The following is a 26,641-nucleotide window of genomic DNA, read 5'->3' as shown; positions in this document are numbered from 1 at the left end:
AATCGCGATCGTCGGAGTCGAGCGGCCCATGGAATCGCGGCATGACGCCGACCGCTTGAACAGTCGGGCGTGTCAGCATCAGTTGATGCAGTTTTTGGGCAAAGATCGGGAGACGGCGACATCAGGGCGCTACCAGACGACATCTCCATCGACGGCGTAAAGACGACACTGGTGGTGGAGCTGACCACACTTTGCCAGCACATAGGCTACTGGGTCCTCGCCCAGGGATGCGGCATCCCACCCGCCATCAGGGGATATGGCGAAAGCACGCGGCCTTGGCATGGACAGAAATTTCCTGTAGCCGGCCCTTCCCTCCGTACTCAGGTATGGCACCGCTTCTTCATCATCAAGCTTGCCGAAGTGGGTGGGCAGCGGTGCCGGTGTAGGTCGTGTCCAAACGACGTCATTGTCGACTACGTAGAGGCGGCAGCCACTACTGGTCTGACCGCACAGTTTCAATGCCTGCGCGATCGGATCAAATCCTCCTTGCGCAGAACCAGCCCCCCGTGTGCCAATGGCCAGGGCTCGCGGTAACGGCCGCTCCAGGAACTTTCGATAGTAGGCAACCCCTTGGGGCCCTTTCGCATTCAAGTAAGGCAATGCTTGAGCATCATCCAGGGCGGCATAGTGGGTCGGCGGCGGCGCAGACGTGGGTAGGTACTCGGCATGCACCAACGTGTTTGGTAGTCCAACCCTCCCAAGAAACGCATCGACCCTGGGCACCCAAATGGGAAGCGCTGCGCCTGAGCCCAGCATGTTGTGCGAATCGTTTCCGAACGAACCATAGGCCACGAGTTCCGCGGGTCCGCCGGCCGCCACATAGTGCTCATACATCGAGCGCGAGACCGGCGGGGGAAACAGCGAGTCGTTGTCGCCAAAAAACCAGATTGATGGCGTGGACGTACGCCCGCCCAAGGTGCCGGCTGCCTGGATCAATGCTTCATCTTGATGGTGACAGTCGGACGCCCTCATCCCGCCCGCAAAGCTGACCAATCCCTTGACGCCAGGCTCTTTCAGCGTGCCAACCGCGAGTGCGTTCCAGCCACCAAAACTCTGACCAGCTACCACGATGCGGGAACCGTCAATGAAAGGCTGATGTTTCAAATAGTCGATCACGGCCTGGATATCACGCGCAGCGTCGAGACCCGTGGCGACATCGTCGCAGCCATGGGCGCTGAGATGCCCCTCCGAGCCGGCGTATCCTCGCATCATCGGCATGGCGACCGCGTACCCGCGGGAGAGGAAATAGTAGGCCGCAAACGTAAGGTGGTACCGAGGCTGCCGCTCGGGCGGCTCGTTTCCAGTTGCGCCATGATTCATGACGGCAAGCGGAAAGGGGCCTTCACCGCTGGGTGTATACAAGGTCACCTGCAACGATATGGGATCTGCCGCGGCGCCAAAAACGTGGATGACCCGTTCATGGAGCAACGCCGCATCAGGTGCTTTCGAGCTATCCGAGGCGTCGTCGGCGTTTGCCCCTCGATCAATCATTCCGAGGAGCAAGAAGACGGCAACGAGCCCCATCCATTTTTTTGTAAGCCTCGTGCTAATCGTCGTCACTCGACCTGAATCCAAGACCGATCTGACCATCACGTTCCCTCGGGTGTACGTGATGCAGGCTACTTGATCGCGGAAGCACGTTCATGCGAAAGCAGCGCAGGAGAATGTCCCCGGGTGAGGACGCCGACGCCCGGACGGCACCGTGCGCCATCATCAATTCGCTGGGACACCATAAGTGACTGCTCATGCCAGCGCGTTCACGCGTGGCTGCTATAGCGCAGGCGACACTCCTGTCCCGTCAGTCCCACCGTTCATCCCTGTCGGGCCGTCTCTCATCACTCTGCGCTTGTCGCGCTTTGTGGCCCGTGCAAAGTGATCACTTCCATCAACGAGGGGTCAACCATGCATCGCCGCGATTTGCTGAAGGCCGCCCTGACCTTGCCGCTATTAACCTGGCTGGCGTCGCCGGCCTTCGCTACCACCAAAGCAGCGCCAGCGTCCGTCCCCCGGCTACGCTCGCGCATACGCCCCGGCGATCCGGCCTGGCCGTCGGCGGCGCAATGGGAGCAATTGAAGCAAGCGGTGGGAGGGCGCCTGCAGCGCCTGCGTTCACCGTTTGATGGCTGCCTGACCAACGACGACGGCTGCCGCGAAGCACTGGCGCAGATCAAGAACCCGTTTTTCATCGGTGACGAACCCGCCCTCACGCAAACCAGCGGCTGGGTCGATGCCTGGACCTCCCGTCCCAGCGCCTATGCCGTGGCGGCACAGAACACATCGGATGTCATCGCGGCGGTGAATTTCGCCCGCGAGCATCACCTGCGCCTGGTCGTGAAAGGTGGTGGCCACAGTTACCAGGGCACCTCAGCCTCGCCCGATTCGCTGCTGATCTGGACGCGGCATATGAACGCCGTGACCTTGCACGATGCGTTCGTGGCACAGGGCGGCGAAGGCATCCAGGCCCCGCTGCCGGCAGTGACCGTGCAAGCCGGTGCCCTGTGGATCGACGCTTATGACGCGGTCACTACCCAGGGCGGGCGCTACGTGCAAGGCGGCGGCTGCACCACGGTAGGTGTGGCAGGCCTGGTGCAGAGCGGCGGCTTTGGCAGTTTTTCCAAGAACTTCGGCACGGCGTCGGGCGGACTGCTCGAAGCCGAGGTTGTCACGGCTGACGGCAAGGCGCTGGTCGTCAACGCGCACCAGCATGCCGACCTGTTCTGGGGCATCAAGGGCGGCGGTGGCGGCAGCCTGGGCGTGGTGACCCGCTTGACCCTGCGCACCCACGATCTGCCGGACAGCTTCGGCGGAGTATCCGGCGCCATCCAGGCCGATTCCGACGAGGCCTACCGCGTCCTGATCGCGCAGGTCATCGGCTTCTATCGCGAGGCGCTGTTCAATCCGCACTGGGGTGAGCAGCTGGTGTTTCGCGGCGACAATACGCTGCGCCTGTCCATGGTGTTCCAGGGCCTGGACAAGGCTGCCGCGGAACAGGTCTGGGCGCCCTTGCTGGCCTGGGTGCGTGCGCGCAGGGCCTATCGCTTCACCTCCGAGATCCAGGTGCTGGCCTTGCCGGCCCGGCATTCCTGGGATGCGGAGTTCTTCCGCCAGCATGCGCCCGGCCTGATGGTCGCCGACAGTCGCCCCGGCGCCCCAAGGAATCACATGTTCTGGGCCGGCGACCAGGGCCAGGTGGCGCAATTCATCCACGGCTACCGTTCGGCCTGGTTGCCGCAGTCGCTGCTCGGCGTCGACCAGCAGACGACGCTGGTCGACGCCCTGTTCGCGGCCAGCCGCCACTGGGGCTTGTCGCTGCACTTCAACAAGGGCCTGGCCGGCGCGCCGGCTGACGCGGTGGCCCTGGCGCGCGATACGGCGATGAATCCGCAAGCCCTTGATGCGTTTGCCCTGGCGATCATCGCCAGCGAAGGCGATCCCGCCTTTCCCGGCATGCCCGAGGCCGAGCCCGATCTGGCCCATGCGCGCGACGAGGCGGGACGCATCGGCCAAGCCATGGCCGCGCTGCTCAAAGCCGCCCCTGGCGCCGGCTCCTATGTATCCGAGAGTGACTACTTCGAGCACGATTGGCAGGCGTCCTTCTGGGGCACGAACTATCCCAGGCTGGCCTCGGTGAAACGCAAGTACGACCCCGAGGGGCTGTTTTTCGTGCACCACGGCGTCGGCAGCGAAAGTTGGAGCGAGGATGGCTTCACCCGATTGCGCTCGCAGGGGTAAATCAGCCGGGTCGTCACTCCGCCACACCTGGGGCGGCGATATTGCCGCCCTGGCCATTCCCACCCGCCATGGGATCCCACTGCGCTATGCTCCGCCGGTTCTGGCCGGTCGGCAGACGCCTTCAGATAGCCGTTCGAAGCGTTTGCAGCGAGCCTTAAAGCCGTCCAAATGGCTGAATCGGCATGAAATCGTCATGTCCGGCAGACATGCTGAGGCTGCAAAACGGGGGTTCCCCGTGTATCATGCGCCACCCCTTTCATCTTTCTATCCGTAAGGAAGGATATATCCCGCGATGAGCAACTTCCTCTTCACTTCCGAGTCGGTTTCCGAAGGCCACCCGGACAAAGTCGCCGACCAGATCTCCGATGCCGTCCTCGATGCGATCATCGCGCAGGATCCGCGTGCGCGCGTGGCTTGCGAAACGATGGTGAAGACGGGCGTCGCAATCGTCGCCGGCGAGATCACCACCAGCGCCTGGATCGACCTGGAAGCGCTGACCCGCAAGGTCATCGTCGACATCGGCTATGACTCCTCCGACGTCGGCTTCGACGGCGAGACCTGCGGCGTGCTGAACCTGATCGGCAAGCAGTCGCCGGACATCAACCAGGGCGTGGACCGCAAGAAGCCGGAAGAACAGGGCGCTGGCGACCAGGGCCTGATGTTCGGCTACGCGACCAACGAAACCAAGGACTACATGCCGGCGGCGATCTACTACTCGCACCGCCTGGTCGAGCAGCAGGCCAAGGTCCGCAAGAAGAAGAACTCGCCGCTGCCGTGGCTGCGCCCGGACGCGAAGAGCCAGGTCACCCTGCGCTATGAAGACGGCGTCGCGACTGCCATCGACGCCGTGGTGCTGTCGACCCAGCACGACCCGAGCGTGAAGCAGAAGGACCTGATCGAGGCCGTGCGCGAGCACATCCTCAAGCCCGTGCTGCCGGCCAAGCTGCTGCACAAGGGCACCAAGTTCCACATCAACCCGACCGGCAAGTTCGTGATCGGCGGCCCGGTGGGCGACTGCGGCCTGACCGGTCGTAAGATCATCGTCGACACCTACGGCGGCTGGGCTCGTCATGGTGGTGGTGCGTTCTCGGGCAAGGATCCGTCCAAGGTCGATCGTTCGGCAGCCTACGCCGCTCGCTACGTGGCCAAGAACATCGTGGCCGCCGGCATTGCCGACCGTTGCGAAGTGCAGGTCAGCTACGCCATCGGCGTGGCCGAGCCGACCTCGATTTCGGTGACCACCTTCGGCACCGGCAAGATCGCCGACGAGAAGATCGAAAAGCTGATCCGCAAGCACTTCGACCTGCGCCCGTACGGCATCATCAAGATGCTCGACCTGGTGCACCCGATGTACCAGCAGACCGCCAGCTACGGTCACTTCGGCCGCACCCCGTACGAAGTGAAGGGTCCGGACGGCAAGACCTACACCGCGTTCTCGTGGGAAAAGACCGACAAGGCCGAAGCGCTGCGCGCCGATGCCAAGCTGAAGTAAGCCTCTCGCCATGCTTCAAACAGAAACGGGCCGCTCACGCGGCCCGTTTTCTTTTGGCGATACGTTGTGTCCGGATAATCCGCCCGCTCCACGCAGCAGGGTGAATCCGCCGATAGAAAGCGCCCGTACCACCGCGGTGGCATGCGATATCTGGGCGCCGCACTGCGACGCAAGCCATCGGGTTCTGAGTCTTGTGACCACCGCCCGGCGTGCCCCAGGCGGCATGCAGCGAGGCAAGCTATCGCCGTGCCTAGGTCTCGGTCTTCGCCGGTTTCTTGGCCGCGGTCTCGGCATTCGCCTGAGCCTGCTGCGAATGAGCCGAGGACGCCTTCTTGGCCGGGGTACGCTTGGCCGCTGCGGGGCAGGTCGCGCCCTTGCGCTTGATACAGCTGTTACTTGCCACGGCGCTGGCCTTGCTTACCTTGCCGCGACGATGATGCCGCTCCGGCACGGGCGCGGGCTCGGCTTCAGCCGTGCCAATGGGCGACAGCGCCGTCAGGATCTTCTGCGCCGTGCCGGTTCCGGTCGCGCCACCGGCCCGGGCCACCAGGTAGTCGGGGGTCGCGCGATCCTCGAAGCCGTCATCCAACAAGCGCGCCATCAGATTGTCGCGGGCGGCGGCGGTACGACCGCCCAGCACCACGCTGAAGAGACGATGGCCATCGCGGACGGCCGTCGAGGCGAGATTGAAGCCGGACGCATTGGTGAAGCCGGTCTTCAGCCCATCCATGCCCGGATAACGTTCCATCAGGTTGTTATGACCACGCACCAGCCTGCCGCGAAACATGAATTCCGTCGTGGCGAAGTAGTGGGTGTACTGCGGGAAGTCGTGATACAGCGCCATGGCCAGCTTGGACATGTCGCGCGCCGTGGTGGAATCGTCCGGATCAGGCAGGCCCGACGCATTCTCGAAGTGCGTGCCGGTCATGCCGAGCTTGAGGGCCTGGGCATTCATCATTTCGACGAAGTGGCCTTCGGAGCCGCCCAGGCCTTCGGCCACCACCGTGGCGGCGTCATTGGCCGACTTGGTGATCATGCCGAGGATGCAGTCGCCGACCGAAATGGTCTGGCCGTGGCGCAGATCGAGCTTGGTCGGTGGCCGACCCGCCGCCCACGCCGACACCGGCAGCTCCTGGTCGAGCTTGATCTGACCGCTCTCCAGCTGCTGGAAGGTCAGGTAAAGCGTCATCATCTTCGCCAAGGACGCAGGGCGATTCGGTTCATCAGGATTCACCGCGGTCAGCACCTGACCATCCGATTCACTGACGACAATGGCCGCATAACCCGCGTGGGCGACGCCCGTGATGGCGGCGAGCGCCAGCAGCGCCGCTGCAGTCAGGCTCTGACGGCAAGCAGACAACCATCTCGGTGTTTTGATCTTGATGGCCACCCTGACCCCTCGCGCCGCCATCGGCACCTAGATAATGGTTAAATTTGACAACATAATGCCATGTTATTCAAGGGTTATTTCCCCTGACATGGTCTTTGGAGGATCGCAGCGCTTCGACGCGGGCTCGATGAGGAGTCCCGCAAAGCCGTTTCGCAGCGAGGAGTTCGGCAGATACGACCGAAGCTTAAGTCGGTAAAACTACTGCATTGCGCCCCGCAGACGCCATAAATTCGCCGTTAAAACCCAGCGGGCGATCGAACGTGGTGGCGCATCACCTAGAATAGGCGGATGTCCCTAATCCAACTTCAGCGCGTCGATTTCAGCATCGGCGGCCCCCTCCTGCTCGAACATGTTGATCTCTCGATCGAACGCAACGAGCGCGTCTGCATTGTCGGCCGTAACGGCGAAGGCAAATCCACCCTGATGAAGCTGATCGCCGGCGAGCTCAAGCCGGACGATGGCGAGCTTCGCGTACAGAACGGCATCGTGGTTGCCCGCATGGCGCAGGAGGTGCCGCAGGGCACCGAAGGCACCGTGTTCGACGTCGTGTCCGAAGGACTCGGCGATCTCGGCCATCTGCTGGCGCGCTACCACCACCTGCTGCACGAAGGCGATTTCGATGCTCTGGGCGAAGTGCAGACCCAGATCGAGGCGCAGCATGGCTGGGACCTCGATCGGCGCGTTACCGAAGTGTTGACCAAGCTCGAGCTGCCAGCCGACACCGATTTCGCCGCACTCTCCGGCGGCATGAAGCGCCGCGTGCTGCTGGCGCAGGCGCTGGTGCGCAAGCCGGACGTATTGCTGCTGGACGAACCGACCAACCATCTCGATATCGAAGCCATCGGCTGGCTGGAAGCCTTTCTCAAGCAGTTCGACGGCAGCCTCATCTTCGTCACCCATGACCGCAGCTTCCTGCGCGCGCTGGCGACGCGCATCGTCGAGATCGACCGCGGCCAGCTCACCGATTGGCCTGGCGACTACGACAACTACCTGCGCCGCCGCGAAGAGCGTTTGCATGCCGAAGCACAGGCGAACGCACTGTTCGACAAGAAACTGGCCCAGGAAGAAGTGTGGATCCGCCAGGGCATCAAGGCCCGCCGCACGCGCAACGAAGGCCGCGTGCGTGCTTTGAAGGCGCTGCGTGTCGAGCGCGCCGAACGGCGCAACCTGAGCGGCAACGTCAAGATGACCGCGGCCAACGCGCAGGCCTCGGGCAAGAAGGTGATCGATCTCGAACACGTGCACCAGGCCTATGACGGCCGCGTGCTAATCGACAACCTGACCACCACCGTGATGCGCGGCGACCGCATCGGCATCATCGGTCCGAACGGCGCCGGCAAGAGCACGCTGCTGAAGATCATGCTCGGCGAGCTGAAGCCCCAGCGCGGCCACGCCACGCTCGGCACCGGCATCCAGATCGCCTACTTCGACCAGCACCGCCTGCAGCTCAACGACAAGTTGAATGCGCTGGACAACGTGGCCGAAGGCCGCGACTTCATCGAATTGAACGGCAGCCGCAAGCACATCATCGGCTACCTGCAGGACTTCCTGTTCTCGCCCGAGCGCGCGCGCGCGCCGATCACGCGTTTGTCCGGCGGCGAGCGCAATCGCCTGCTGCTGGCCAAGCTGTTCGCCCAGCCGTCCAACCTGCTGGTGATGGACGAACCGACCAACGATCTCGACGTGGAGACGCTGGAACTGCTGGAAGAACTGCTCACCGACTACCAGGGCACCTTGCTGCTGGTATCGCACGACCGCGCCTTCCTCGATAACGTGGTGTCGAGCACCCTGGTGCTCGAAGGCCATGGTCAGATCGGCGAATACGTGGGCGGCTACAGCGACTGGCTATGGCAGCGCCCGGCAGCCGCGCAAGCCGTGGCGGCGGCCGCCGCCAAACCGGGCCTGGTTCGCCAGGATCCGGCCCCTGCCGCAACATCGGCGAAGCGCAAGCTTAGTTTCAAGGAGCAGCGCGAACTGGAGCAGTTGCCGCTGCGCATCGAGCAGTTGGAAACCGACATCGCCACACGCAGCGAGGCGATGAACGATCCCTCATTCTTCCAGCAGGATAGCGCCACCATCGTCAAGGCAAACGAAGCGCTGGCTGCCGCGCAAGCCGAGCTCGACGGCGCCTATGCACGCTGGTCGGAATTGGACAGCTGATTCAAGGATGACCACGACAGCGGCGCCAGTTCGCCGCCGCTGTCGCCTAGACCATGGTCCAGGAACCGATCCGCACGCAACCGCTTTCAGGCGCGGTGAAGAACCCGGGAACGGCTGATCCCAAGATAGGCCGCAGGCATGTACGGCATCTTCTTCACGCCACTGAACCAGCGCAACTTCAGATAAGCCGGCAGCCCTCGCAACACCGTCCAAGCACTGACTGGCTGCTGGTCATTGCTGGCCACCTGCAGGCTCTCGCGCTCCACCGGTGCGGCCTGCCTATCGTCAGGCGCCTGCATCCAGCTCACCCGCGAGCGCATGCTGCCACTGCGCTGGCGTTGTGCTCGGATCGCGTCCTCGTAGGGAAAGGTCACATCCCTCCCCTGGGTGCGAAAGAGTTGCTCCTGCCACACGAACAGCGACTGCAATGAAGGGGCGTGACTGAAATGCGGCACGATGCGTAGCGGCCGCAGCAGCGAGGCCAGGGTCAGGTCCGCCGCGGTGAACTGCCCGCCTACCAGGAAGTCGTCACGCTCGAGCCTACGTACCAAGGGAATCAGCAGGGCCTCGAGTTGTTCGTAGATGCGGTCCTGCCGATTGTGATGAAAGCGAAAGCGCAAGGTCAGCATCATGCCGACGACGGGTGAGGCCAATGCGCGCCAACCGCGCCGTGCGAACAGGCCGCCGAAAAAGTTGGGCAGAAATAATTCGGCCAGGGTCTGCGGACACTCCATGATGACCTGGGTATAGCCCAGACGGCGCGCATACAGACCCAGGGTCGAGTCGAGCCGCAACATCCATTGCCACACGCGTTCGCGCTCGGACGGATCGGCAGGAAACAATGGTCGCTCGGGATAGGTCTCTTCCAGATAACGGATGATCGGCGATGAATCGCTGATCGCTACGCCAGTCCCCGTGTCATGGATCAGCGGCACGGTTTGCGCGCAGTCGAAGCCGCGCATTTCCTTCTTGGTGAAGGCCGCGATATCGATGCCGCGCCAGGGAAGACGCTTGAAATCCAGGGCCCAGCGCACCTTTTCGACGTAATGCGACCAGTGCAGCTTGTACAAATCGATCATGGCGTGCCTCGTCCTTGGGGTCATCCCTCGATGGGGATGATCCAGGGCAACGACAAGGCCCGCTGCAGCATGTCACCGACGCATTGGCATGACATCCAAGACCTCGCGATGCCGAAGGACGACCGCGACACGGGTGTGCGACAAATCTGCTCGTTGCAGCCGCCGGCGGTCTCGCCGGCGGTCTGGCTGGACCGCCATTAACCCGTGTTCTGCAAGCCTTGCGACACGCCATTGACGCACGCCACCAGCGCACCGAGCAGCGCCTCATCCGCTTCGCCGCCAGCACGCCAGCGGCGCAGCAGGTCCAGTTGCAACAGGCTCATCGGATCGATGTAGGGATTGCGCAGGCCGATCGAGACGGCCAGGCGCGGCTCGTTCTGCAAAAGCTGGTCGGTTCGCTTGAGCCGGGTCAGCCAGCGCTGCGTGCGTTCGAACTCGTCGCGGATCAAGCCGAAGAACGGCTCATGCAACGGACCCGCCAGTCGCGAGAACGCCTCGGCGATATCCAGGTCGCACTTGGCCAACACCATGGCCACGTCGTCGAGCATATTGGCGAAGAACGGCCAGTCGCGGGCCATCTCGGCCATCTCCTGTTCGCCGAACAGCGCAACGCCCTGCTCCAGCGCGGTACCGAGACCGTACCAGCCTGGCAGGATCGAGCGGCACTGCGTCCACGCGAACACCCACGGAATCGCGCGCAGATCCTGCACGCCGCGCATGCTGCGACGGCGCGCAGGGCGCGACCCCAGGGTCATGCGCTCGATCACGTCGATGGGGGTGGCGGCGCGGAAATAGTCCACGAAGCCCTCACGATCGACGAAGGCGCGGTAGTGCTCGCGGCTGCATGTGGCCAGCTGGCTCATGCGCGCACGCCATTCGTCCTCGCGTGGCTCCTCGGTGCGGGGTCGCAGCGACGCGCGCAGCACGGCACTCACGGTCTGCTCGAGATTGCGCAGCGCCAAGGCGCGGATGCCGTATTTGCGATGAATCACCTCGCCTTGCTCGGTGATGCGCAACACGCCCGCCACCGAGCCGCGCGGTGACGACATCAAGGCCGGGGCGATGCGCGAACCGCCACGGCTGGCGGAGCCGCCGCGACCATGGAAGAACGACAATCGGATACCGGCTGCCGACGCCACTTCGAGCAACTCCACCTGGGCGCGCTGCAGACCCCAGCGCGAAGCCAGCGTGCCGCCATCCTTGCCACTGTCGGAGTAGCCCAGCATCACCCACTGGCGATCGCCGCGCGAGGCAAGATGTGCGCGATACACCGGATCATCGAGCAGGGCACGCAACGTGGCGGGTGCGTTGGTGAGGTCGTCCACGGTTTCAAACAACGGCGCGATATCCAGCGGCACCTTGCCGTCCTGGATCAGTCCGCCGTAGCGAGCCAGCGCCAGTACGGCGAGCACGTCGGCGGCCGAACGCGCCATGCTGATGATGTACAGGCCCAGGGCGTGAATGCCATAGCGTCGACGCGCATCGCCCAAGGTGGCGAAGACATCGTACAAGGCGACCGCGGTCGGCTCATGGCTGGTATCGAGCTTGGTTTCGCCGCCGGCAATGGGGCGCAGGCGAAGCACGCGCGCCGCCGTATCACGCTGCGCCCACTCGCTGTCGCCGAGTAGGCTGGCCAGCGCGTCATCGTGCACGCGCGAATCCTGCCGCACGTCCAGCCTGGCCAGATGGAAGCCAAAGGTACGCACGCGCCAGATCAGTCGCTGCACGGCATAGGCACCGGCGTGCAGGCCACGGTGGTCGACCAGGCTCAGGGCGATCAGGTGCAGGTCGTCGAGCAATTCGCGGACCGAGGTATAGCCTTCCGGATGGTCGTCATCATGCGTTGCCTCCAGACGCGCGCCGATCACCGTCAGCAGGGCGCGATACGGCATGTCCGCGTGACGCGGGCGAACCTTGGCCGCCGCCTCGGGAAAGCGCACACGATAGTCCGCCAGGCGCAGCGCCAGCGCGTCATCGACCGCGACGCGCCCTTCGGTCTGGCTGAGCAAGCGACCCAGTCCGGCGATGTCCTCGATGTAATGCTCCAGCACATGCGCGCGCTGCGTGGCCAGGCTGGCGGCGATGGTGGCGGCGCCCACGTTCGGATTGCCATCCATATCACCACCCACCCAGGTGGCGAAACTCAGCAGGCGCGGCAGCGGCACCGCTACGCCATAAACAGCTTGCAGCGCGTCGGCGAGTGACTCGTACAGAGCCGGCACGATGCGATAGACCGGGTTGGCCAGATAGAAGCCGACGTGGTGATGTTCGTCCTGCACGGTAGGGCTCACCGGCGAGGCTTCGGCCGTCTGCCAGCCGGCGTTGAGCGCCATGAAGATGCGATCTTCGTCCTCCTTGCGCTCTTGGGGCGTGCGCGTAGGATCGAAATTGTCGACCAGCGCGCGCACGATGGATTGTTCTTTCTCGAGCAGGGAACGGCGCACCGCCTCGGTAGGATGCGCGGTGAAAACTGGTTCCACTTGCAACCGTTCCAGCCACTCAAGCAGCTCGCCTGCCTCTACGCCTTGCGCCTTCAACTGCGTCAGTGCATCAAGCAAGGACTCGGGCTGAGGGGCACCGCCGGCCCGCTGATAATCGCGCCGGCGACGGATGCGATGCACGCGCTCGGCAATGTTTACCGCCTGGAAATAGGTGGCGAAGGCCCGCGCCAGCGCCTCGGCGCGCGGCGTTTCGAGGCCGCTCAGCAAGTCTGCCAACAAGGCCAGCGGCGCTCCTTCGTGGCGACGCGCAATGGCCGCCATGCGAATGCGTTCCACGTCGTCGAGGAAAGCCGGCGAGACCTGCTCGGCTAACATGTTGCCGACCAGGGTGCCAAGGCGGCGGACGTCTTCGCGCAACGGGGATTCGTGCGGGGCGAACTCAGGACTGCGGTACTGGTTCATCGATGCCTGGAGAGAATTGGATGTCTGGACGTCCAAGACTACCCTAAGCCCCACCCATTTGTGCAGCGCCGCAAAACGATCCTTCCACTCGAGCGAAATCCGGGCACTGGGCACCCCCTGCTCGTCGGCCCCTATCAGCGTCGTGGTTGCATTGGCATGCCAGGCGACGGCATCTGCAGCCCTGCCAGCAGGTCGCGGTGCGGGCTGATCGAAAGCTGCGGCGGACGGGCGCTTCCACCGGGCCTGCCGTGGCATGGAGCTGGCAAGACATGACCCCGGCCAGGTGCGGTCGCCGCGATGGTCGCCTTCTGCGCAGGCACCGCCATGGGGAGCGCAGCGAACGGAAACCGACGAGACCTGACTGCCGAGACCGCCGATCCAGGCCTTCGCCAGGATCCTTGGCGCAATAACTTGCGATTTTAGTGTTCCCACCTCCGGGCTCGAGGTCATCCGCCATGGGCGGCGCCGCAGCCGGGCATCGCCGCCAGGGGGCAGAACCCATTCCTCTCTGACGTTATACTCAGCAGTCCCGTCGAGGGGCGCTGCGACCGTTGGCATCGCGAACGCGGAGATCTCCGCTACAGCCCGCACTTTCCCGTGCGGGCATTCGCCTTCCCCGGCCAGGCTCGACGGATTCAACTTGTAACGGCGCCCGGTTAACGATGCGACTCCCCAGGTCGCAACATCCGGAGCTACGCCATGAACGCAGTCACCAAAGATTCCGCCCACCAGGACTACAAGGTCCGCGACATCTCGCTCGCCGAGCTCGGCCGCCGCCGTATCCGCATGGCCGAAGAGGAAATGCCGGGCCTGATGCAGATCCGCGCCCGCTACTCAAAGGACAAGCCGCTGAAGGGCGTGCGCCTGTCGGGTTCGCTGCACGTCACCAAGGAAACCGCCGTGCTGGCCGAGACCCTGCGCGAGCTGGGCGCCTCGGTGCGCTGGGCCTCCTGCAACATCTTCTCGACCCAGGACGACGTCGCCGCTGCGATGGCCGCTGGCGGCCTGCCGGTGTTCGCCTGGAAGGGCGAGTCGCTGGAGGAGTACTGGGAATGCACGCTGGACATGCTGTCCCATCCGGGCGAGCTCGGCCCGCAGCTGATCGTCGATGACGGCGGCGACGCCACCTTGTTCATCCACAAGGGCGTGGAGCTGGAAGACGGCGACAACTGGGTCAACACGCCCAGCGGCAACCACGAAGAGCAGGTCATCAAGGACCTGGTCAAGCGCGTGCACAAAGAGCGTCCGGGCTGGTTCAAGAAAGTCGCCGCCGAGTGGAAGGGCGTGTCCGAGGAAACCACCACCGGCGTGCACCGCCTCTATCAGCTGGCCGAAGCCGGCAAGCTGCTGGTGCCGGCGATCAACGTCAACGACTCGGTGACCAAGTCCAAGTTCGACAACCTGTACGGCTGCCGCGAGTCGCTGGCCGACGGCATCAAGCGCGCCACCGACCTGATGGTCGCCGGCAAGGTCGCCGTGGTTTGCGGTTACGGTGACGTGGGCAAGGGTTGCGCGCACTCGCTCAAGGGCTTCGGCGCCCGCGTGATCGTGACCGAGATCGACCCGATCAACGCCCTGCAGGCGGCGATGGAAGGCTTCCAGGTCACCACCATCGAAGAGACCCTGGGCCTTGGCGACATCTATGTCACCACCACCGGCAACAAGGACATCATCACGCTGGAGCACATGGCGGCGATGAAGAACAACGCCCTGGTGTGCAACATCGGCCACTTCGACAACGAGATCCAGATGGATCGCCTGAACGCCGCCAAGGGCGTGTCGCGCGAGAACATCAAGCCGCAGGTGGATCGCTACACGTTCGAGAAGTCTGGCCACAGCATCTACATGCTGGCCGAAGGTCGCCTGGTGAACCTGGGCTGCGCCCACGGCCACCCGAGCTTCGTGATGTCCAACAGCTTCTCCAACCAGACCCTGGCCCAGCTCGACCTGTGGGCGAACAAGGACTTCTACGAGAAGAAGGTCTACCGCCTGTCCAAGAAGCTGGACGAGGAAGTGGCTCGCCTGCACCTGGAGCAGATCGGCGTGAAGCTGACCCGCCTCACCCCGGAACAGGCCGCCTATATCGGCGTGCCGGTGGATGGCCCGTACAAGCCGGACCATTACCGCTACTAAGCGGTGGCACGGTCTGTGTGACCCATCGAAAGGCCGCCCACGGGCGGCCTTTCTTTTGCGCAAGGCTGCACCGGCATCCCTGCCCTCCGGCTGGGTTATTTCACGGATGCAAACCCGTACATGGAAGGATGCCCCGCCATCAGCCAGTGCGCGTAATTGCCTTTCAAGGCGATGCTGATCCTGTCCGCCACCTGTTGTGGCGCGTCAGGCGAAGCCAGTTCCACCGCCTCCAGTATCTCCGCGCTGAAGCGGCCGTGCGTAAAGCGCAAATAGAACGGCAACAGCACCGTATTCATCCGCGCGCCGATGCGGAACACGCCGCCATGAATCCGGCCAGGGCGCCCGAGCACCGTGACGTCGACGGTCTCCATGGGAAATCGGTGCATGGTGTAGGGGGCCGCATCGGCAAACAGCACGACCACGCCATCCCGCCGCAAGGCCTGGATCACGCGCAGGCCGAGATTGTTGCGCTGGCCATCGTCGCGCGTATAAAGCGGCTCCAGCCTGGGCATGACCATCTCCTTGCCGGCAAACACGCCGGTCACCGCCGACAAGGTCTCCAGCCCCAGCGCCTTGCGCACCTCGTCGAGTACATACACATAGGCGCATTGCGATACGTAATGGAACGGCGAAAGAATCACCGGCCGCGCGGGATCGTCGCCCCGGAGCGCAACGATCTGGCGCGCCAGCGTCCGGGCGACCTCCCGCAGGTCGGGCCACGCCTCGTCGGGGCGCGCTACCCGGCCGTCATGGAATCGCCGGTCGAGCAGGGTCTCCAGGGTTTTACCGGTCATCGCGCGCCACTTGTCGGCCGCATCGAGCAACCACAGCTCACGCCCCATCTCGTAACGGGTGATGCCGTTCCATCGCTCGCGCGCGTTGAACAGGCTTTTGACACACCAGGTGAGCGTGGCGAGCCGCTCGATCGAACGCGCCGAAAGGCTGATCAGCCATGCCTGCCGCAGCCGGGCCAGGCTTTTCCACAAGGACATGAGCCACTTCATCGGGGACGCACCAATCAGACCGCGGTCTCTGAAACCGGTACTTCCGGTGTGGCGGCATGCACCGGCGACGAAGGCGACAGCGCGCCATCGACCAGGCGGTAGCGCCGTTCGAACGCCTGGGCCAGCGAGAGGTCATGCGTGATCACCACCACGGTGCGATCCAGCTGCCGCAGCAACTCGGCGACTCCGGACACCGAGCCGGCGTCCAGGTTTGCAGTCGGCTCGTCCAGCAGCAGCACTTCCTTCGGCTGGTACAGCGCACGCGCCAGCAGCAGGCGCTGCCGTTGACCTGCCGAAATATTGGCCACGGTGTCGCTGATCAGCGTGCGCGTGCGCATCGGCATACGCATCACGTCAGACCACAGGCCGACCTGCTCGAGCACGCGACGGATGCGTTCATCATCCGCATCGGCCGTAAACAGCGACACATTGTCGGCAATCGAGCCACGCAAGATGACGTCGCCCTGGCGCAGATGCACGACGTGGCGGCGGATCTCGTCCACCGTCAGGTTCGGCCAGCGGATGCCGTTCAGCAGGAGCTCGCCGTCCTGCAGCGGTTCGGCCGCCGCCAGCAGCTTGAACAAGGTGGACTTGCCGCTGCCGGATGGCCCCGTCACCACGATCTTGTCGCCGCGCCGGATCTCCAGGCTCGCGTCGGCAAGCACCATGCCGTCGGATATGCCGTAGCGGAACGAGACATGGCGCATGGCAATCGACTCGAACGACGCCACCTCGACGGCCTTCTGTCGGTCGGCCATCGGCGTATAGCGCTCTTGCTCGCTGCTCATGATGTCGTCCACCCGCGCCGCGGGAGCATCCAGCATCAAGTGGGCAAACCCCGCATTGACCGAGCGAGCGAGACGTGCGGACGCCAGCGACCGGTAGATCATGAACGCGTAGAACACGCCGACCGAGAGGCTGCCGCGAAGCAGCAGGCTCGCGGCAAGCCAGGTCATCACCAGCAGCTCGCCGTAACTGATCAGCTGCAGCGCAACGTCGCGCTTCGCCACCAGACGCGATTCCTGCAGCGCAACCGCCGCATAGGATTTGAACTTGCCCATGAAGGCCGCCGTGCGGCGGGTTTCGCCGCATGACAGCTTGATCAGGGCGGCCGCACGGATGGTTTCGAGCAAGGTCTCGTCGCAGCGCGTAGATTCCTCCAAGACCCGCAGGCGGGTATCGCGCATGCGAGCGAACAAGGCCAGCGCAACCAGCGCTGGCAAGAGAATGCCCAGCAGCGCAAGCGTCGCCAGCAGCGGGCTTTGCATCATCATCAAGGCCAGCGCGAGCAAACCAACGGCCAGATCGATCCCCAACGAGATCCGGACGCGCACCGCATGGGCGCTGATGTCGTCCTGCGCCTTGATCCTGGCGAACAGATCGCCCGCGTTGCGTTTTTCGAAATAGGACAGCGGATTGCGCAACAAATGGCTCAACAAGCCTTCGGTCGCATTCACGCGCACCCATTGGCAGGCCAGTTCGGTCAGATAGTCCTGGGCGAACTGAGCGAACGTGCCGATGGCAAAAATGCCTGCGAATGTCCACACGAGCGTATGGATGAGGCTGAGGTTGTCCGTGCCGACCACCTCATCCAGCATCAGCCAGCCCAGATAAGGCATGGCCAGGATCGCGAACTGTGCCGCCAGTGCGACGAACATCACCTTGGCGATGGAACTGCGCAACTGTGGATTCCACGCGCGCACCCGTTCCAGCGCTGCCGGCATCCGCGAGCGGGCGCGAATCCGTTGCAGCTGCGGCGTCGGCGCGCATTCGAGAAGGTAGCCCGACATGGTGGCGAGCAGGGTGTCCAGCGCCACCCGGCGGCGCCCCGTGGCCGGATCGATCACCTGCACATAGCCCCGACCCAGTTTCTCGAACACGACGAAATGGGCGCCGCCAACGTGCAGGATCGAACCGGGCTTGATTTGCGCCAGATCGTTGCGCTCGAACCGGTAAGCCTCCACGGAAAGGCCGAACTCCAGGGCCACGTCGTACAGGTCCGTCATGGACAGGCCGTGCGAGGAAATCGGCCGGAACGCCGAGATCTCGCGCACGTCGGTGGCGCGCCCCAGTTCGGTCAAGACCATGGCCAGGCAGGCATAGCCGCACTCGGCCACTTCATTCTGATAGATGACGCGCATGTTCAACCCCTGAGCCTGCGCAACAGCGGTGCCAGCACCCATCCGGCGATGGTCGTGCGCTCCACCACGATGCTTGCCCGGCCCCGCATGCCGGGAAGGATTTGCGGCGGCGGTCCGGCGTGCGGCAAGCGCTTGTCCGGCAGCATCGCCCAAGCCAGGTAGTCGCCGGCGTCATGGGTTGTGCCGGCGGTCCGCCCCGACGGGTCGCTTCCGCGCTGCGCCGTCGCGGAAACTGACACGATGCGCGCCTCGTAAGTGCCAAAACGGGTGTAGGGCATCGCATCAAGCTTGATGCGTACGGTCTGCCCCACACTCACAAAACCACGCTGGCGCGACGGTACCTGCAACACCGCCACCAGGTGACGCTGCGAATCGGTATCGATCACCATGACGACCTCGGCGGGATCGAGCCGCCGACCCTGCAACAGACCCGACGCGACCACCACACCGGTGCGCGGCGCCACGATCGTCCTGCCGGCGTCTGGCCGCCCATCTGCATTCGCACCGTCGGGCGGAATGACATCGGACGTAAGATTGAACAACGGCATGCCGGAAGCAACACGCTCCCCCGGCTGCACGAAGACCGCCGCGACCAGGCCGTCATAACCGCGCAGCTTGAACTCGGAAAGCGAGACGATTTCGCAGGGCGCATCCCGTTTTAGTTCCACCTCATGCACGCACGCAAACACGATGGCGCCAAGCAAGGTCGCCGAACCAAGATAGGTCAACCAGCGCCATGACACGTCCTTAAAGGTGGGAAGCCTGCTGATATCCAAATCCAAAACTCCAGCCCGAAACGCCGGCGGCCACGCCTGGGTCGGCGCTGCCGCCCGCCATGCGCCGCCCCGATCCCATCGGCGCTACTGATACTGAAAACCCCGCGCATCCGAGTGCGCGGGGTTTGCAACTTCTACATGCTCGTAGCCGACGGGACGCACGGCCTTCGAAAGGGAATGATCCCTGCGCGATGTCACCGTCCAAGCACGGCTTTCACGGCAGCCTCAATCCGTCATCGGGCCATGGCTCGATCGCCCTGGCTCCGCACCGGCCGTCGGTGGCCGCTCTACCGTTTACGGAAAGACCGGGTTGATCGGGTTGGTGGTGACCTTGTCGCAACCGCCGGCAACGTCGGCTTTCTTCAGAGCTTCGCGATCGATCTTCTGCATGGAACTATTCCTTCAGTGGGTGGGAGATACTCAAGTACAACTTCGATATCGAACAGGTAGCGATCCGACCGTTCCGCTGGTCGTCCACGCCGTCATTCCATGACGTGCCAATGCCCGTCCGTTTCATCCTCGTCTCGGGCGAGCTCACGCTCGCCATCATCACGCGCGCCGTCAATCCGCTTCCGGCTCGGTGCTTAGGGTGCACCCTTCCGTCGTCGCGACGATGGCCACGCTCGCCCAAAAACTCGGATTCTTGCCGATGCCTGATAGCCAGGACATCGCATGAAGTAGTCACGCCGGCCATTGACCCAGGCGTGACCGCTTCAGCATTCGACTCTTGCTGGTGCCCGTACTCCGTAGTGATCGAGTGATCGCTACACATTGGCCACACGAATTCGCCACGCAGTTCGAACGTTTAAGCAGCCGCGGAATCCTATGCGCAGCAAGGGGGCGTGGGTATCAGAAAAGTCTCAATCATTTCGTCGATGGCAAACCGTCGGAGCGAGCCTGCCAGCTCTTTATCAGCGGCAACCAAGACGCTAACGCACCCTAAACAGGACGACGGGTAGCGAGCGGCAACACGCGAGGTCGTCGCTTCAGTAACGGCGCGGGACCGGCATGCCATGCCGGTCTACCGAAAAGCGATCGGTGATCACCATGAGATGACCGCCATGGAGATCCATGCATCCATGGCCCATGGAGCCGACCTACTCGACGCGGCTCGCCGGTCCGCACCCCAGCGCGCCGAGCACGCCATGCAGCGCCGGTACGTGCATGAGCCACGGCGCCGACAACGTCAACACCCCGGCCAGCAGGATGAACAGAGCCGCGCAGCGCCGCGGCGCTGGCTGCTGCAACCAGCGCCCGACCCGCGCGCCCGACCAGGTCAACGGAAGCATCACGGGCAGGGTTCCCAGCCCGAAGACCGCCATGGTCAACGCACCATCGCGCGCACTGGCCTGCAACCACGCCGCGGCCAGCATCGTCGTACTCAGGCCGCACGGCAGCCATCCCCACAGCACCCCAGCCGCCACCCGGCGCCCAACGGTATTCGCCGGCAGCAAGCGCTGTTGCAACGGCCGCAGCAACCGCCACAGCCGCGTCCCTGGACGCGCAAGCACACCGAGCCGGCCGCGCCGGTCGAGCAGGCGCAAGGCTGCCACCACCAGCACGACACCGACCGCCATCCGCATGGCAAGGGCCAGCGCCTGCCACTCGAACAAGCGCAGCAGGCCATCCCCGACCCCTCCGGCGAGCGCGCCCGCCAGGACGTAGCCAGCCACTCTTCCCAGGTTCAATTGCAGTGCGCCGCGCCACCCCGCCCGTGGCGACCATACGGAAAAGCCGGTCGCAATGCCGCCGCACATGGCGGCGCAATGCACGCCGCCGAGCAGGCCCGTAAGCAGTACCGCCGAGAGGGCCAGACCATTAACCGGCATCGTCGCCTCTCGTGGCGCCGTCGCGCACGTCCGGCGATGGAAGACGCGGCGAAACGTCGTCGTGCAGGATATCCAGCGCCGGCGTGTCCATGTCGTCGAACTGGCCCTTGCGCACTGCCCACACAAAAGCGCCAATGGCGGCAGCCAACAAGACCAGGCTGAGCGGAATGAGCACCAGCAGGATGATCACGCGGTCGCCTCCGGCACCGTGATGCGCGTCAGCCGCAAGGCGTTGCATGTAACGATCAGCGACGATACCGCCATGCCCAGCGCCGCCACTGCGGGAGTCACTTCCCCGGCCATGGCCAAGGGCAGGGCGAGCAGGTTGTAGCCGACGGCCCAGGCAAAATTCTGCCGAATGATGCGCTGGGTACGCCGGGCGAGTTTCACGGCGGCGGGAAGCCGCAGCAACGATGGCGCCGTCAGCACCATATCGGCTGCTCGCTGCGCCAACGCAGCCCCTTCGCCCATGGCCAGCGAAACGTCCGCACCAGCGAGCACCGGCGCATCGTTCAAGCCGTCGCCGACCATGGCCACGATGCGCCCCTGCGCCTGCAGTCGCCTGACCAGGGCGAGCTTGTCTTCCGATGTCTGGCGCGCGTGCGCCTCGCCAATGTCGAGCTGTCGCATCAGGCGTTGCACCGAGTCCAAGGCGTCACCGCTGGCCAAATAGACGGCCAGGCCCAACTGACGCAGATGGTCGACTGCGGTGCGTGCATCCGGCCTCAGGCGTTCCTGCAAACGGAAGCGCGCCACGACTCGCGAGCCGCTGCTCAGCCAGAGGCAGCCGTCGTCCTCGCGCTTCGCCGCGAAGGGCGCATGGCCCAACTTCCACTCCACCCCATCGACCTTGCCGATCAGCCCCTGCCCGCGGACGGCCCGGACTTCGCTGGCCTGCAGCCCCATGCGCTGCTCGACGAAGGCTGCGGCGATCGGGTGGCCGCTGTCACGCTCCAGTGCCGCGGCAATCGCCTTGGCCTTGGCCGGCGTCATTCCTTCGAACACCTGCACGTCGTCCAGGGTTGGCTGCATCCGGGTCAGGGTGCCGGTCTTGTCGAATACCACATCGGTGGCCCTGGCCAGACTGTCCAGACCATCGGCACGAATCGACAGCACCCCCAGGCGCGCCAGGGCGCCATGCGTCGCGGCCAAGGCCGCGGGCACCGCAAGCGACAGAGCGCAGGGGCAACTGATGACCAACAGGGACAAGGTGACTTCGAAAGCGCGCGTGGGGTCGTAGATGCGCCATCCCACGTAGACCAGCACCGCGACCACCAGCAACGAGGCCACGAACCAGCTGCCGATGCGATCGGCCATGCGCGCCAGCAGCGGCCGATGGGCCTGGGCCTGTTCGACCAGGCGCGTCAACTGCGACAGGCGCGTGGCGCTGCCGACCTGGGTGATCTCGATCCGCGCAGGTGTTTCCCGGCACACCGTGCCGGCGAAGATCGAAGCCCCCCGCTCCCTGCTCACCGGCCGGGACTCACCGGTCAGCAGGGCCTCCTCAAACACGGCGACGGCATCCAGCAGCCGCCCATCGGCCGGTACCACCTCACCGACGGCCATGCACGCGATGTCACCCACTTGCAGCGCCGTCAGCGCTACCGATTCGCGCACGCCGTCGGCACGCTCGCGCACGGCCAGCGTCGGCCTGGAACGCGCCAGAGCATCCACCTGCTGACTGGCCACGCGCCGCGCCCGTTGTTCCAGCATGCGCGCGCCGAGCAGCAAAAATACAAACATGGCCGCGGCGTCGTACCAGACCTGCGCACCGCCCCGCATCGTTTCAACCACGCTGGCCAGGTAAGCCAACAGGGTGGAACTGGCGATCAAGCTGTCCATGCCAAGGTGACGCTGGCGCAACTCCCGCCAACACCCCGAGAGGAATGGCCAGCCGGAATAGAACACCACCGGCGTACACACCAGTAACGTGACCCAGCGAAAAAAATCCCGCGTGGATACCGCCATGTGGTGGTAGAAGTCGAAATACAGCGCCTCGGACAGCATCATCGTTTGCATCGCGCCGAGTCCGGCGATACCAAGACGCAACAACCAGCGCCGCCGCTCGGCCACGCGCTCGCGCTCGCGCGCCGCACCACCAGCCAGATAAGGGCGATAGCCCAGCAGGGTCAGGCGCTGGAGCACGTGCGACAAACACACTCGCGCCGGGTCCCAGCCCACCCGGATGCGACCCGTGATCGCATTGGCGCTGATATCAAGAACACCCGCTTCGCGCCGCAGGGCGCGATCGATCAGCCAGGCGCAGGCCGCGCAGCGCATGCCATCCGTCAGCAGGGTGATCTCAAGTCCACCGTCGACCGGGAACGCGTGCTCGCTGAGCAGATCTTCGCCATCCCAAGCGCTGAGATCGGGCGCGTCGACTGCCACGCGGGCGGGCGTTGCACTTCGCAGGCGGTAGTAGTCGCCCAGGTCGGACTGGCGAATCCATTGCGCAGCCGCCGCACATCCATCGCAGCAGAAGCCCTGTTTGCTGCCATCCAGGTCGAGCCACGTCGCCTGCACTGACAGGGCTTCCCCGCAGTGATAGCAAGCCTGGACGCCAGGTGACCTGGCAGTGTCTACGGCCCAATCCACGTTTAAGGCATCAGGTGAATGAATCGCGCTTGCGACGGCCATTGTCCATGCAGCAGCCAGCCCCCGTCGTCGGATCCCAGCCGTACCGCCCAGTCGTCACTTCCCTCCAGCGAGCCAACGCCACGCCAGCCCAGCTCGCTTGGCGCAAGCTGGTAGGTGCGACTTCCGTCCGCGGAATGCGGCGACGTCAGGGTCAACGTCAGCTTTCCGCCGCGTGGAAAATCCCCATCCATGGGCAGGGCCTCGATCATGTCGCCCTTGGTCCGCAGCACCAGCCCGCGGGTCGACACTTCGGTCAGGCTGTGCGCGGAGACGAGCATCCTGCCTACTTGCGTCGTCCTGTCCACGGTCTCCCTGTCCTCACGGCCCGGATGAACGGCGGCGAACAACAGACTGAAGCCGATCACGACCGAAGCCAGCGGCAGGCCCACCAGCATCCATATCATCGGTTCGCGCCAGAGGCTGCGTTTCTGGTTCATGGCAGTGGCCCAAAGAAGCTGCTGTTGACGGTCGTGGTGGCATCCACATCGACGCCGCGGACCTGGAATTGCATGGCGTGGCGACCGGATACCTCGGCCGAGGCGCTGACCGTAACGGGCACCGAAACCACTTCGCCGCTTTGCGCCAGCACCGTCTTCGGGCCGCCGCGCAGGCTGACGCCAGGCATGTCGGCGGCACTCACATCGATCATGAAGCGGTGCGCCTGCTGATCCTTGTTGACCAGCTTGAGCGTGTAGCTGTTCTCGATGCTGCCACCGCTGCCTTGGCTGTACATGGCATTGCGATCACGCAGCACCTCGGCAATCAGCACACTGCGATGGGTCACGCCGTACATCCAGCCACCGGCCAGGGCCAGCAACAGACAGCCATAGACCACGATGCGCGGCCGCAGCACCCGCGCCGGCTTGCTGTCGATGTGATTCTGCGTGGTGTAGCGAATCAGCCCGGTCGGGTAGCCGACCTTTTTCATCACATCGTCGCAGGCATCGATACAGGCACCGCAGGCAATGCACTCGTACTGCAGGCCATTGCGGATATCGATGCCGGTGGGGCACACCTGCACACAGATCGTGCAGTCGATGCAGTCGCCAAGCAGCTCGGCGGTAAATTTCGGCAGCGGTTCGGCCGTGGCACCGGCGGCCCCCGCCAGAGCGATGGTGCCGCCGGCCTGTGCACGGTTGTCCGCCGCCGAGGGATGCCGGCTGGCGCGAAACACATAGTCGTAGGCCGTGGCCTTGTCGAGCAGACCGCGGGCACGCGCCAGCACGCTCTGCAAGCCACGCTTGCGCGAACCGCGTGGTTCGCCACGCATGGGATCGTAGGCGATGATCAAGGTGTTTCGATCGAACATCGCGCTCTGGAAGCGCGCGTAGGGGCACATGTACTTGCATACCTGCTGACGCAGAAAGCCGGCGTTGCCCCAGGTGGCGAAGCCGTAGAACAGAATCCAGAATGTTTCCCAGCCGCCCCAGGCCCACGGGGTGCGCTGCGCCAGGCCGACGATCGGGCTGAAGAATCCGACGAAGGTAAAGCCGGTCCACAGCGAGAACAGCGCCCACAGCCCGTGCCGAGCGCCCTTGCGCAGGATCTTTTCGCGATTCCACGGCCCCGCATCCAGCTTCATTTGCTTGTTACGGTCGCCTTCGCACCAACGCTCGATCCAGATCGAGACTTCGGTCCAGACGGTTTGCGGACAGGCATAGCCGCAGAACAGTCGACCGGCCAGGGCGGTGAAGAAGAACAGCGCAAGCGCCGCAATGATCAGCAGCATCGACAGGAACAGAAAGTCCTGCGGCAGGAACATCAGGCCGAAGATATGAAACTTGCGCGCCGGGAGATCGAGCAGGACTGCCTGCTGCCCGTTCCAGCGCAGCCATGGAAACAGATAGAACATGCCGAGCAGCCACAGCACGGCCGCCACGCGCAGGCGATTGAATCGCCCCGATACCTCGCGCGAGTAGACCTTGCGTTCGCTGACGTAATACGAATCGCTGTCGTCGATGACGCGCAGCGGAATGCGACCACTCATGATGCCCTGCCCGAACGTAAACCGCCCCGGACCAGCCGTGCCGGACGCAACAGGATCCAGGTAAACAGGCTGGACGATGCGGTCGCCAGCCAGATCAGGAAGAAGCCCAGCGTATAGCCAAGTTCGCGGCTGAGCTTCAACGACGGAAAAGTCATGTCCTGTAGCGCTTCGGGGTCGACGTAGGCAAAGAACACCATGGTCACCACGCCGGCCACGAAGAAGCTTGGCCACAGGATGGCGCCGACACGCCGCACCGAAGCACGTACCGACGCCTGGTCTGGCGGTTTGAGCGATCGCCGCTTCATCATCATTCCGCGACCACGGCCCCGGTGGGCGGCGGATCCCGGTGCGGCGACAACGTCCACACATAGGCGCCGACCAAGCGCGTACGGGTATCGCCAAGCACCGGCTTCCATGCAGGCATGGCGCCCTGGCGACCTTCGCTCAGCGTCTTGTGCAGCGACGCCATGCTGCTGCCGTACAGCCAGTAGCTGTCGGTGAGGTCGGGCGCGCCCACCACCTGGTTGCCCTTGCCTTGCGCGCCATGGCAGGCCACGCAGATCGTGGCGAACATCTTTTCGCCGCGTTCCACCGCATCCTTCGGCTGATCGGGCCTGGACAGCGACAGCACGTAGGCAATCGTGTCATCCACCGCGTTGGGGCCGCCCTGTGCCTTCAAGGTGTCGGCCCAAGCAGGCATGACCGCCTGGCGCCCGTTCTGGATCGTATCGAGTATGCGATTGGGCGTACCGCCCCAATGCCAGATATCGTCGGTCAGATCAGGAAATCCAACCGCGCCGTGCCCGCTCGAGCCATGACAAGCCGCGCATCGATTGATGAAGATGGTGCGACCAATCGACACCGCGGACGGGTCCTGGGCCAGCACGTCGATCGGCTTGCCTGCATAGAGCTTGAGCGTGTCATCCAGCCTGGCCTCCTCGGCGGCGTTGTCCAGCGCCCATTCGGACTTGGAACTCCAGTGACCGACGCCTTTCAGCTCGCCCACGCCGAACCAGACCAGATAAGCCACGGCAAAAACGATGGTGATGATGAACAGGTTGATCCACCAGCGCGGCAGCGGCTTGTTGAATTCGGTGAGATTGCCATCCCAGACATGCCCGGTTTCGTCCGGCTTGGGATCACTCGATCGACGCTTGGCCGTGCCCATGAGGAGCCACGCGCAACCACCCAGGTTCAACACCGTCAGGATCACTACGTACCACGTCCAGGCGGGCGTCATGTTGTTTGCTCCTTATCGTCTTCCAGAGGCATCTGCGCAGCTGCATCGAGCACGGACTTGTGGCCCGGACGCCAAAGCCAGATGCAGCCCCCCACGAACAGCGACAGCAATGCCGCGGTAATCAGGCCAGGCAACATG

The 26,641-nt window shown here is 64.3% G+C and carries 19 protein-coding genes and 1 riboswitch; of the genes, 4 read left to right on the top strand and 15 right to left on the bottom strand.

From position 1 onward, the window contains the following. Positions 1–129: 129 nt before the first annotated feature. Complete coding sequence (locus tag OUZ49_RS00420) at positions 130–1,560, bottom strand: alpha/beta hydrolase family protein (protein WP_266147905.1); 1,431 nt, start codon at positions 1,558–1,560, stop codon at positions 130–132. A gap of 342 nt (positions 1,561–1,902) precedes the next feature. Between OUZ49_RS00420 and OUZ49_RS00415 the strand changes: the two genes are divergently transcribed. Both OUZ49_RS00415 and metK read left to right on the top strand, forming a co-directional pair. Beyond that, complete coding sequence (locus OUZ49_RS00415; protein WP_266147904.1) at positions 1,903–3,732, top strand: FAD-binding oxidoreductase; 1,830 nt, start codon at positions 1,903–1,905, stop codon at positions 3,730–3,732. Positions 3,733–4,024: 292 nt separating this feature from the next. Next, the gene (gene metK / locus OUZ49_RS00410; RefSeq protein ID WP_121882559.1) at positions 4,025–5,224 is read left to right on the top strand and encodes a methionine adenosyltransferase; all 1,200 of its coding nucleotides are present in this window, start codon (positions 4,025–4,027) and stop codon (positions 5,222–5,224) included. A gap of 250 nt (positions 5,225–5,474) precedes the next feature. On the opposite strand, the gene OUZ49_RS00405 is transcribed toward metK, so the two are convergent. Beyond that, complete coding sequence (locus OUZ49_RS00405) at positions 5,475–6,584, bottom strand: D-alanyl-D-alanine carboxypeptidase family protein (protein WP_266147903.1); 1,110 nt, start codon at positions 6,582–6,584, stop codon at positions 5,475–5,477. A gap of 318 nt (positions 6,585–6,902) precedes the next feature. Here OUZ49_RS00405 and OUZ49_RS00400 point away from each other — a divergent pair, with 318 nt between their 5' ends. Further along, a complete protein-coding gene (locus OUZ49_RS00400) occupies positions 6,903–8,774 on the top strand; it encodes an ATP-binding cassette domain-containing protein (RefSeq protein ID WP_266147902.1) in 1,872 nt (623 codons plus the stop codon). Between the two features lie 86 nt (positions 8,775–8,860). On the opposite strand, the gene OUZ49_RS00395 is transcribed toward OUZ49_RS00400, so the two are convergent. Together OUZ49_RS00395 and ppc are read right to left on the bottom strand one after the other, a co-directional pair. Next, on the bottom strand, positions 8,861–9,853 hold the full coding sequence (locus OUZ49_RS00395) for a glutathione S-transferase family protein (RefSeq protein WP_266147901.1): 993 nt from the start codon (positions 9,851–9,853) through the stop codon (positions 8,861–8,863). A gap of 197 nt (positions 9,854–10,050) precedes the next feature. Beyond that, the gene (ppc, locus tag OUZ49_RS00390) at positions 10,051–12,756 is read right to left on the bottom strand and encodes a phosphoenolpyruvate carboxylase (RefSeq protein ID WP_266147900.1); all 2,706 of its coding nucleotides are present in this window, start codon (positions 12,754–12,756) and stop codon (positions 10,051–10,053) included. 528 nt (positions 12,757–13,284) lie between these two features. Then, a riboswitch (S-adenosyl-L-homocysteine riboswitch) is annotated at positions 13,285–13,417 on the top strand. A gap of 38 nt (positions 13,418–13,455) precedes the next feature. Here ppc and ahcY point away from each other — a divergent pair. After that, a complete protein-coding gene (ahcY, locus tag OUZ49_RS00385; protein ID WP_266147898.1) occupies positions 13,456–14,889 on the top strand; it encodes an adenosylhomocysteinase in 1,434 nt (477 codons plus the stop codon). A 95-nt stretch (positions 14,890–14,984) separates the two neighbouring features. Here the strand turns inward: ahcY and OUZ49_RS00380 are convergent, their stop codons facing one another. The 11 genes from OUZ49_RS00380 to OUZ49_RS00330 form a co-directional block, all read right to left on the bottom strand. Then, the gene (locus OUZ49_RS00380; protein ID WP_266147896.1) at positions 14,985–15,881 is read right to left on the bottom strand and encodes a lysophospholipid acyltransferase family protein; all 897 of its coding nucleotides are present in this window, start codon (positions 15,879–15,881) and stop codon (positions 14,985–14,987) included. Positions 15,882–15,907: 26 nt separating this feature from the next. Next, entirely contained in the window at positions 15,908–18,034 is a 2,127-nt protein-coding gene (locus OUZ49_RS00375; RefSeq protein ID WP_266147895.1) for a peptidase domain-containing ABC transporter, read from the bottom strand. A gap of 2 nt (positions 18,035–18,036) precedes the next feature. After that, a complete protein-coding gene (locus tag OUZ49_RS00370) occupies positions 18,037–18,810 on the bottom strand; it encodes a beta-barrel domain-containing protein (protein WP_266147894.1) in 774 nt (257 codons plus the stop codon). Positions 18,811–19,907: 1,097 nt separating this feature from the next. Continuing rightward, positions 19,908–20,639 carry a sulfite exporter TauE/SafE family protein gene (locus OUZ49_RS00365; protein WP_266147893.1) on the bottom strand — a complete coding sequence of 244 codons (732 nt, stop codon included), beginning with the start codon at positions 20,637–20,639 and terminating at the stop codon, positions 19,908–19,910. After that, on the bottom strand, positions 20,629–20,829 hold the full coding sequence (gene ccoS, locus OUZ49_RS00360) for a cbb3-type cytochrome oxidase assembly protein CcoS (RefSeq protein WP_266147892.1): 201 nt from the start codon (positions 20,827–20,829) through the stop codon (positions 20,629–20,631). The genes OUZ49_RS00365 and ccoS overlap by 11 nt, the downstream gene beginning before the upstream one ends. Continuing rightward, positions 20,826–23,234, bottom strand: coding sequence for a heavy metal translocating P-type ATPase (locus OUZ49_RS00355; protein WP_266147891.1), 2,409 nt, complete (start codon positions 23,232–23,234; stop codon positions 20,826–20,828). Before OUZ49_RS00355 ends, ccoS begins: the two co-directional genes overlap by 4 nt. A 2-nt stretch (positions 23,235–23,236) precedes the next feature. Further along, positions 23,237–23,713 (bottom strand): hypothetical protein, encoded by a 477-nt coding sequence (locus tag OUZ49_RS00350; RefSeq protein ID WP_266147890.1) that lies wholly within the window; start codon positions 23,711–23,713, stop codon positions 23,237–23,239. After that, positions 23,710–25,263, bottom strand: a complete 1,554-nt coding sequence (locus OUZ49_RS00345) for a 4Fe-4S dicluster domain-containing protein (RefSeq protein ID WP_266147889.1) — start codon at positions 25,261–25,263, stop codon at positions 23,710–23,712. Before OUZ49_RS00345 ends, OUZ49_RS00350 begins: the two co-directional genes overlap by 4 nt. Next, entirely contained in the window at positions 25,260–25,568 is a 309-nt protein-coding gene (locus tag OUZ49_RS00340; protein ID WP_380005096.1) for a hypothetical protein, read from the bottom strand. The genes OUZ49_RS00345 and OUZ49_RS00340 overlap by 4 nt, the downstream gene beginning before the upstream one ends. 2 nt (positions 25,569–25,570) lie before the next feature. After that, positions 25,571–26,503, bottom strand: coding sequence for a cytochrome-c oxidase, cbb3-type subunit III (gene ccoP / locus OUZ49_RS00335; RefSeq protein WP_266147887.1), 933 nt, complete (start codon positions 26,501–26,503; stop codon positions 25,571–25,573). Beyond that, positions 26,500–26,640: a cbb3-type cytochrome oxidase subunit 3 gene (locus tag OUZ49_RS00330; protein WP_266147886.1), complete on the bottom strand. Its 141-nt coding sequence runs from the start codon at positions 26,638–26,640 to the stop codon at positions 26,500–26,502. Before OUZ49_RS00330 ends, ccoP begins: the two co-directional genes overlap by 4 nt. Position 26,641 lies beyond the last annotated feature (1 nt).

It is taken from the genome of Dyella halodurans (assembly GCF_026283925.1).
In the GTDB taxonomy this organism is placed as follows: Bacteria; Pseudomonadota; Gammaproteobacteria; order Xanthomonadales; family Rhodanobacteraceae; genus Dyella; species Dyella halodurans.
Note: the sequence above shows the minus strand (reverse complement) of the source record. Positions and strands in the feature narration are given on the sequence as shown.

Coding starts and splice junctions, on each gene's coding strand:
- OUZ49_RS00415 (WP_266147904.1), top strand. CDS start 1,903: ATGCATCGCCGCGATTTGCTGAAGGCCGCCCTGACCTTGCCGCTATTA.
- metK (WP_121882559.1), top strand. CDS start 4,025: ATGAGCAACTTCCTCTTCACTTCCGAGTCGGTTTCCGAAGGCCACCCG.
- OUZ49_RS00400 (WP_266147902.1), top strand. CDS start 6,903: ATGTCCCTAATCCAACTTCAGCGCGTCGATTTCAGCATCGGCGGCCCC.
- OUZ49_RS00395 (WP_266147901.1), bottom strand. CDS start 9,853: ATGATCGATTTGTACAAGCTGCACTGGTCGCATTACGTCGAAAAGGTG.
- ppc (WP_266147900.1), bottom strand. CDS start 12,756: ATGAACCAGTACCGCAGTCCTGAGTTCGCCCCGCACGAATCCCCGTTG.
- ahcY (WP_266147898.1), top strand. CDS start 13,456: ATGAACGCAGTCACCAAAGATTCCGCCCACCAGGACTACAAGGTCCGC.
- OUZ49_RS00380 (WP_266147896.1), bottom strand. CDS start 15,881: ATGTCCTTGTGGAAAAGCCTGGCCCGGCTGCGGCAGGCATGGCTGATC.
- OUZ49_RS00375 (WP_266147895.1), bottom strand. CDS start 18,034: ATGCGCGTCATCTATCAGAATGAAGTGGCCGAGTGCGGCTATGCCTGC.
- OUZ49_RS00365 (WP_266147893.1), bottom strand. CDS start 20,639: ATGCCGGTTAATGGTCTGGCCCTCTCGGCGGTACTGCTTACGGGCCTG.
- OUZ49_RS00350 (WP_266147890.1), bottom strand. CDS start 23,713: ATGAACCAGAAACGCAGCCTCTGGCGCGAACCGATGATATGGATGCTG.
- OUZ49_RS00345 (WP_266147889.1), bottom strand. CDS start 25,263: ATGAGTGGTCGCATTCCGCTGCGCGTCATCGACGACAGCGATTCGTAT.
- OUZ49_RS00340 (WP_380005096.1), bottom strand. CDS start 25,568: ATGAAGCGGCGATCGCTCAAACCGCCAGACCAGGCGTCGGTACGTGCT.
- ccoP (WP_266147887.1), bottom strand. CDS start 26,503: ATGACGCCCGCCTGGACGTGGTACGTAGTGATCCTGACGGTGTTGAAC.
- OUZ49_RS00330 (WP_266147886.1), bottom strand. CDS start 26,640: ATGTTGCCTGGCCTGATTACCGCGGCATTGCTGTCGCTGTTCGTGGGG.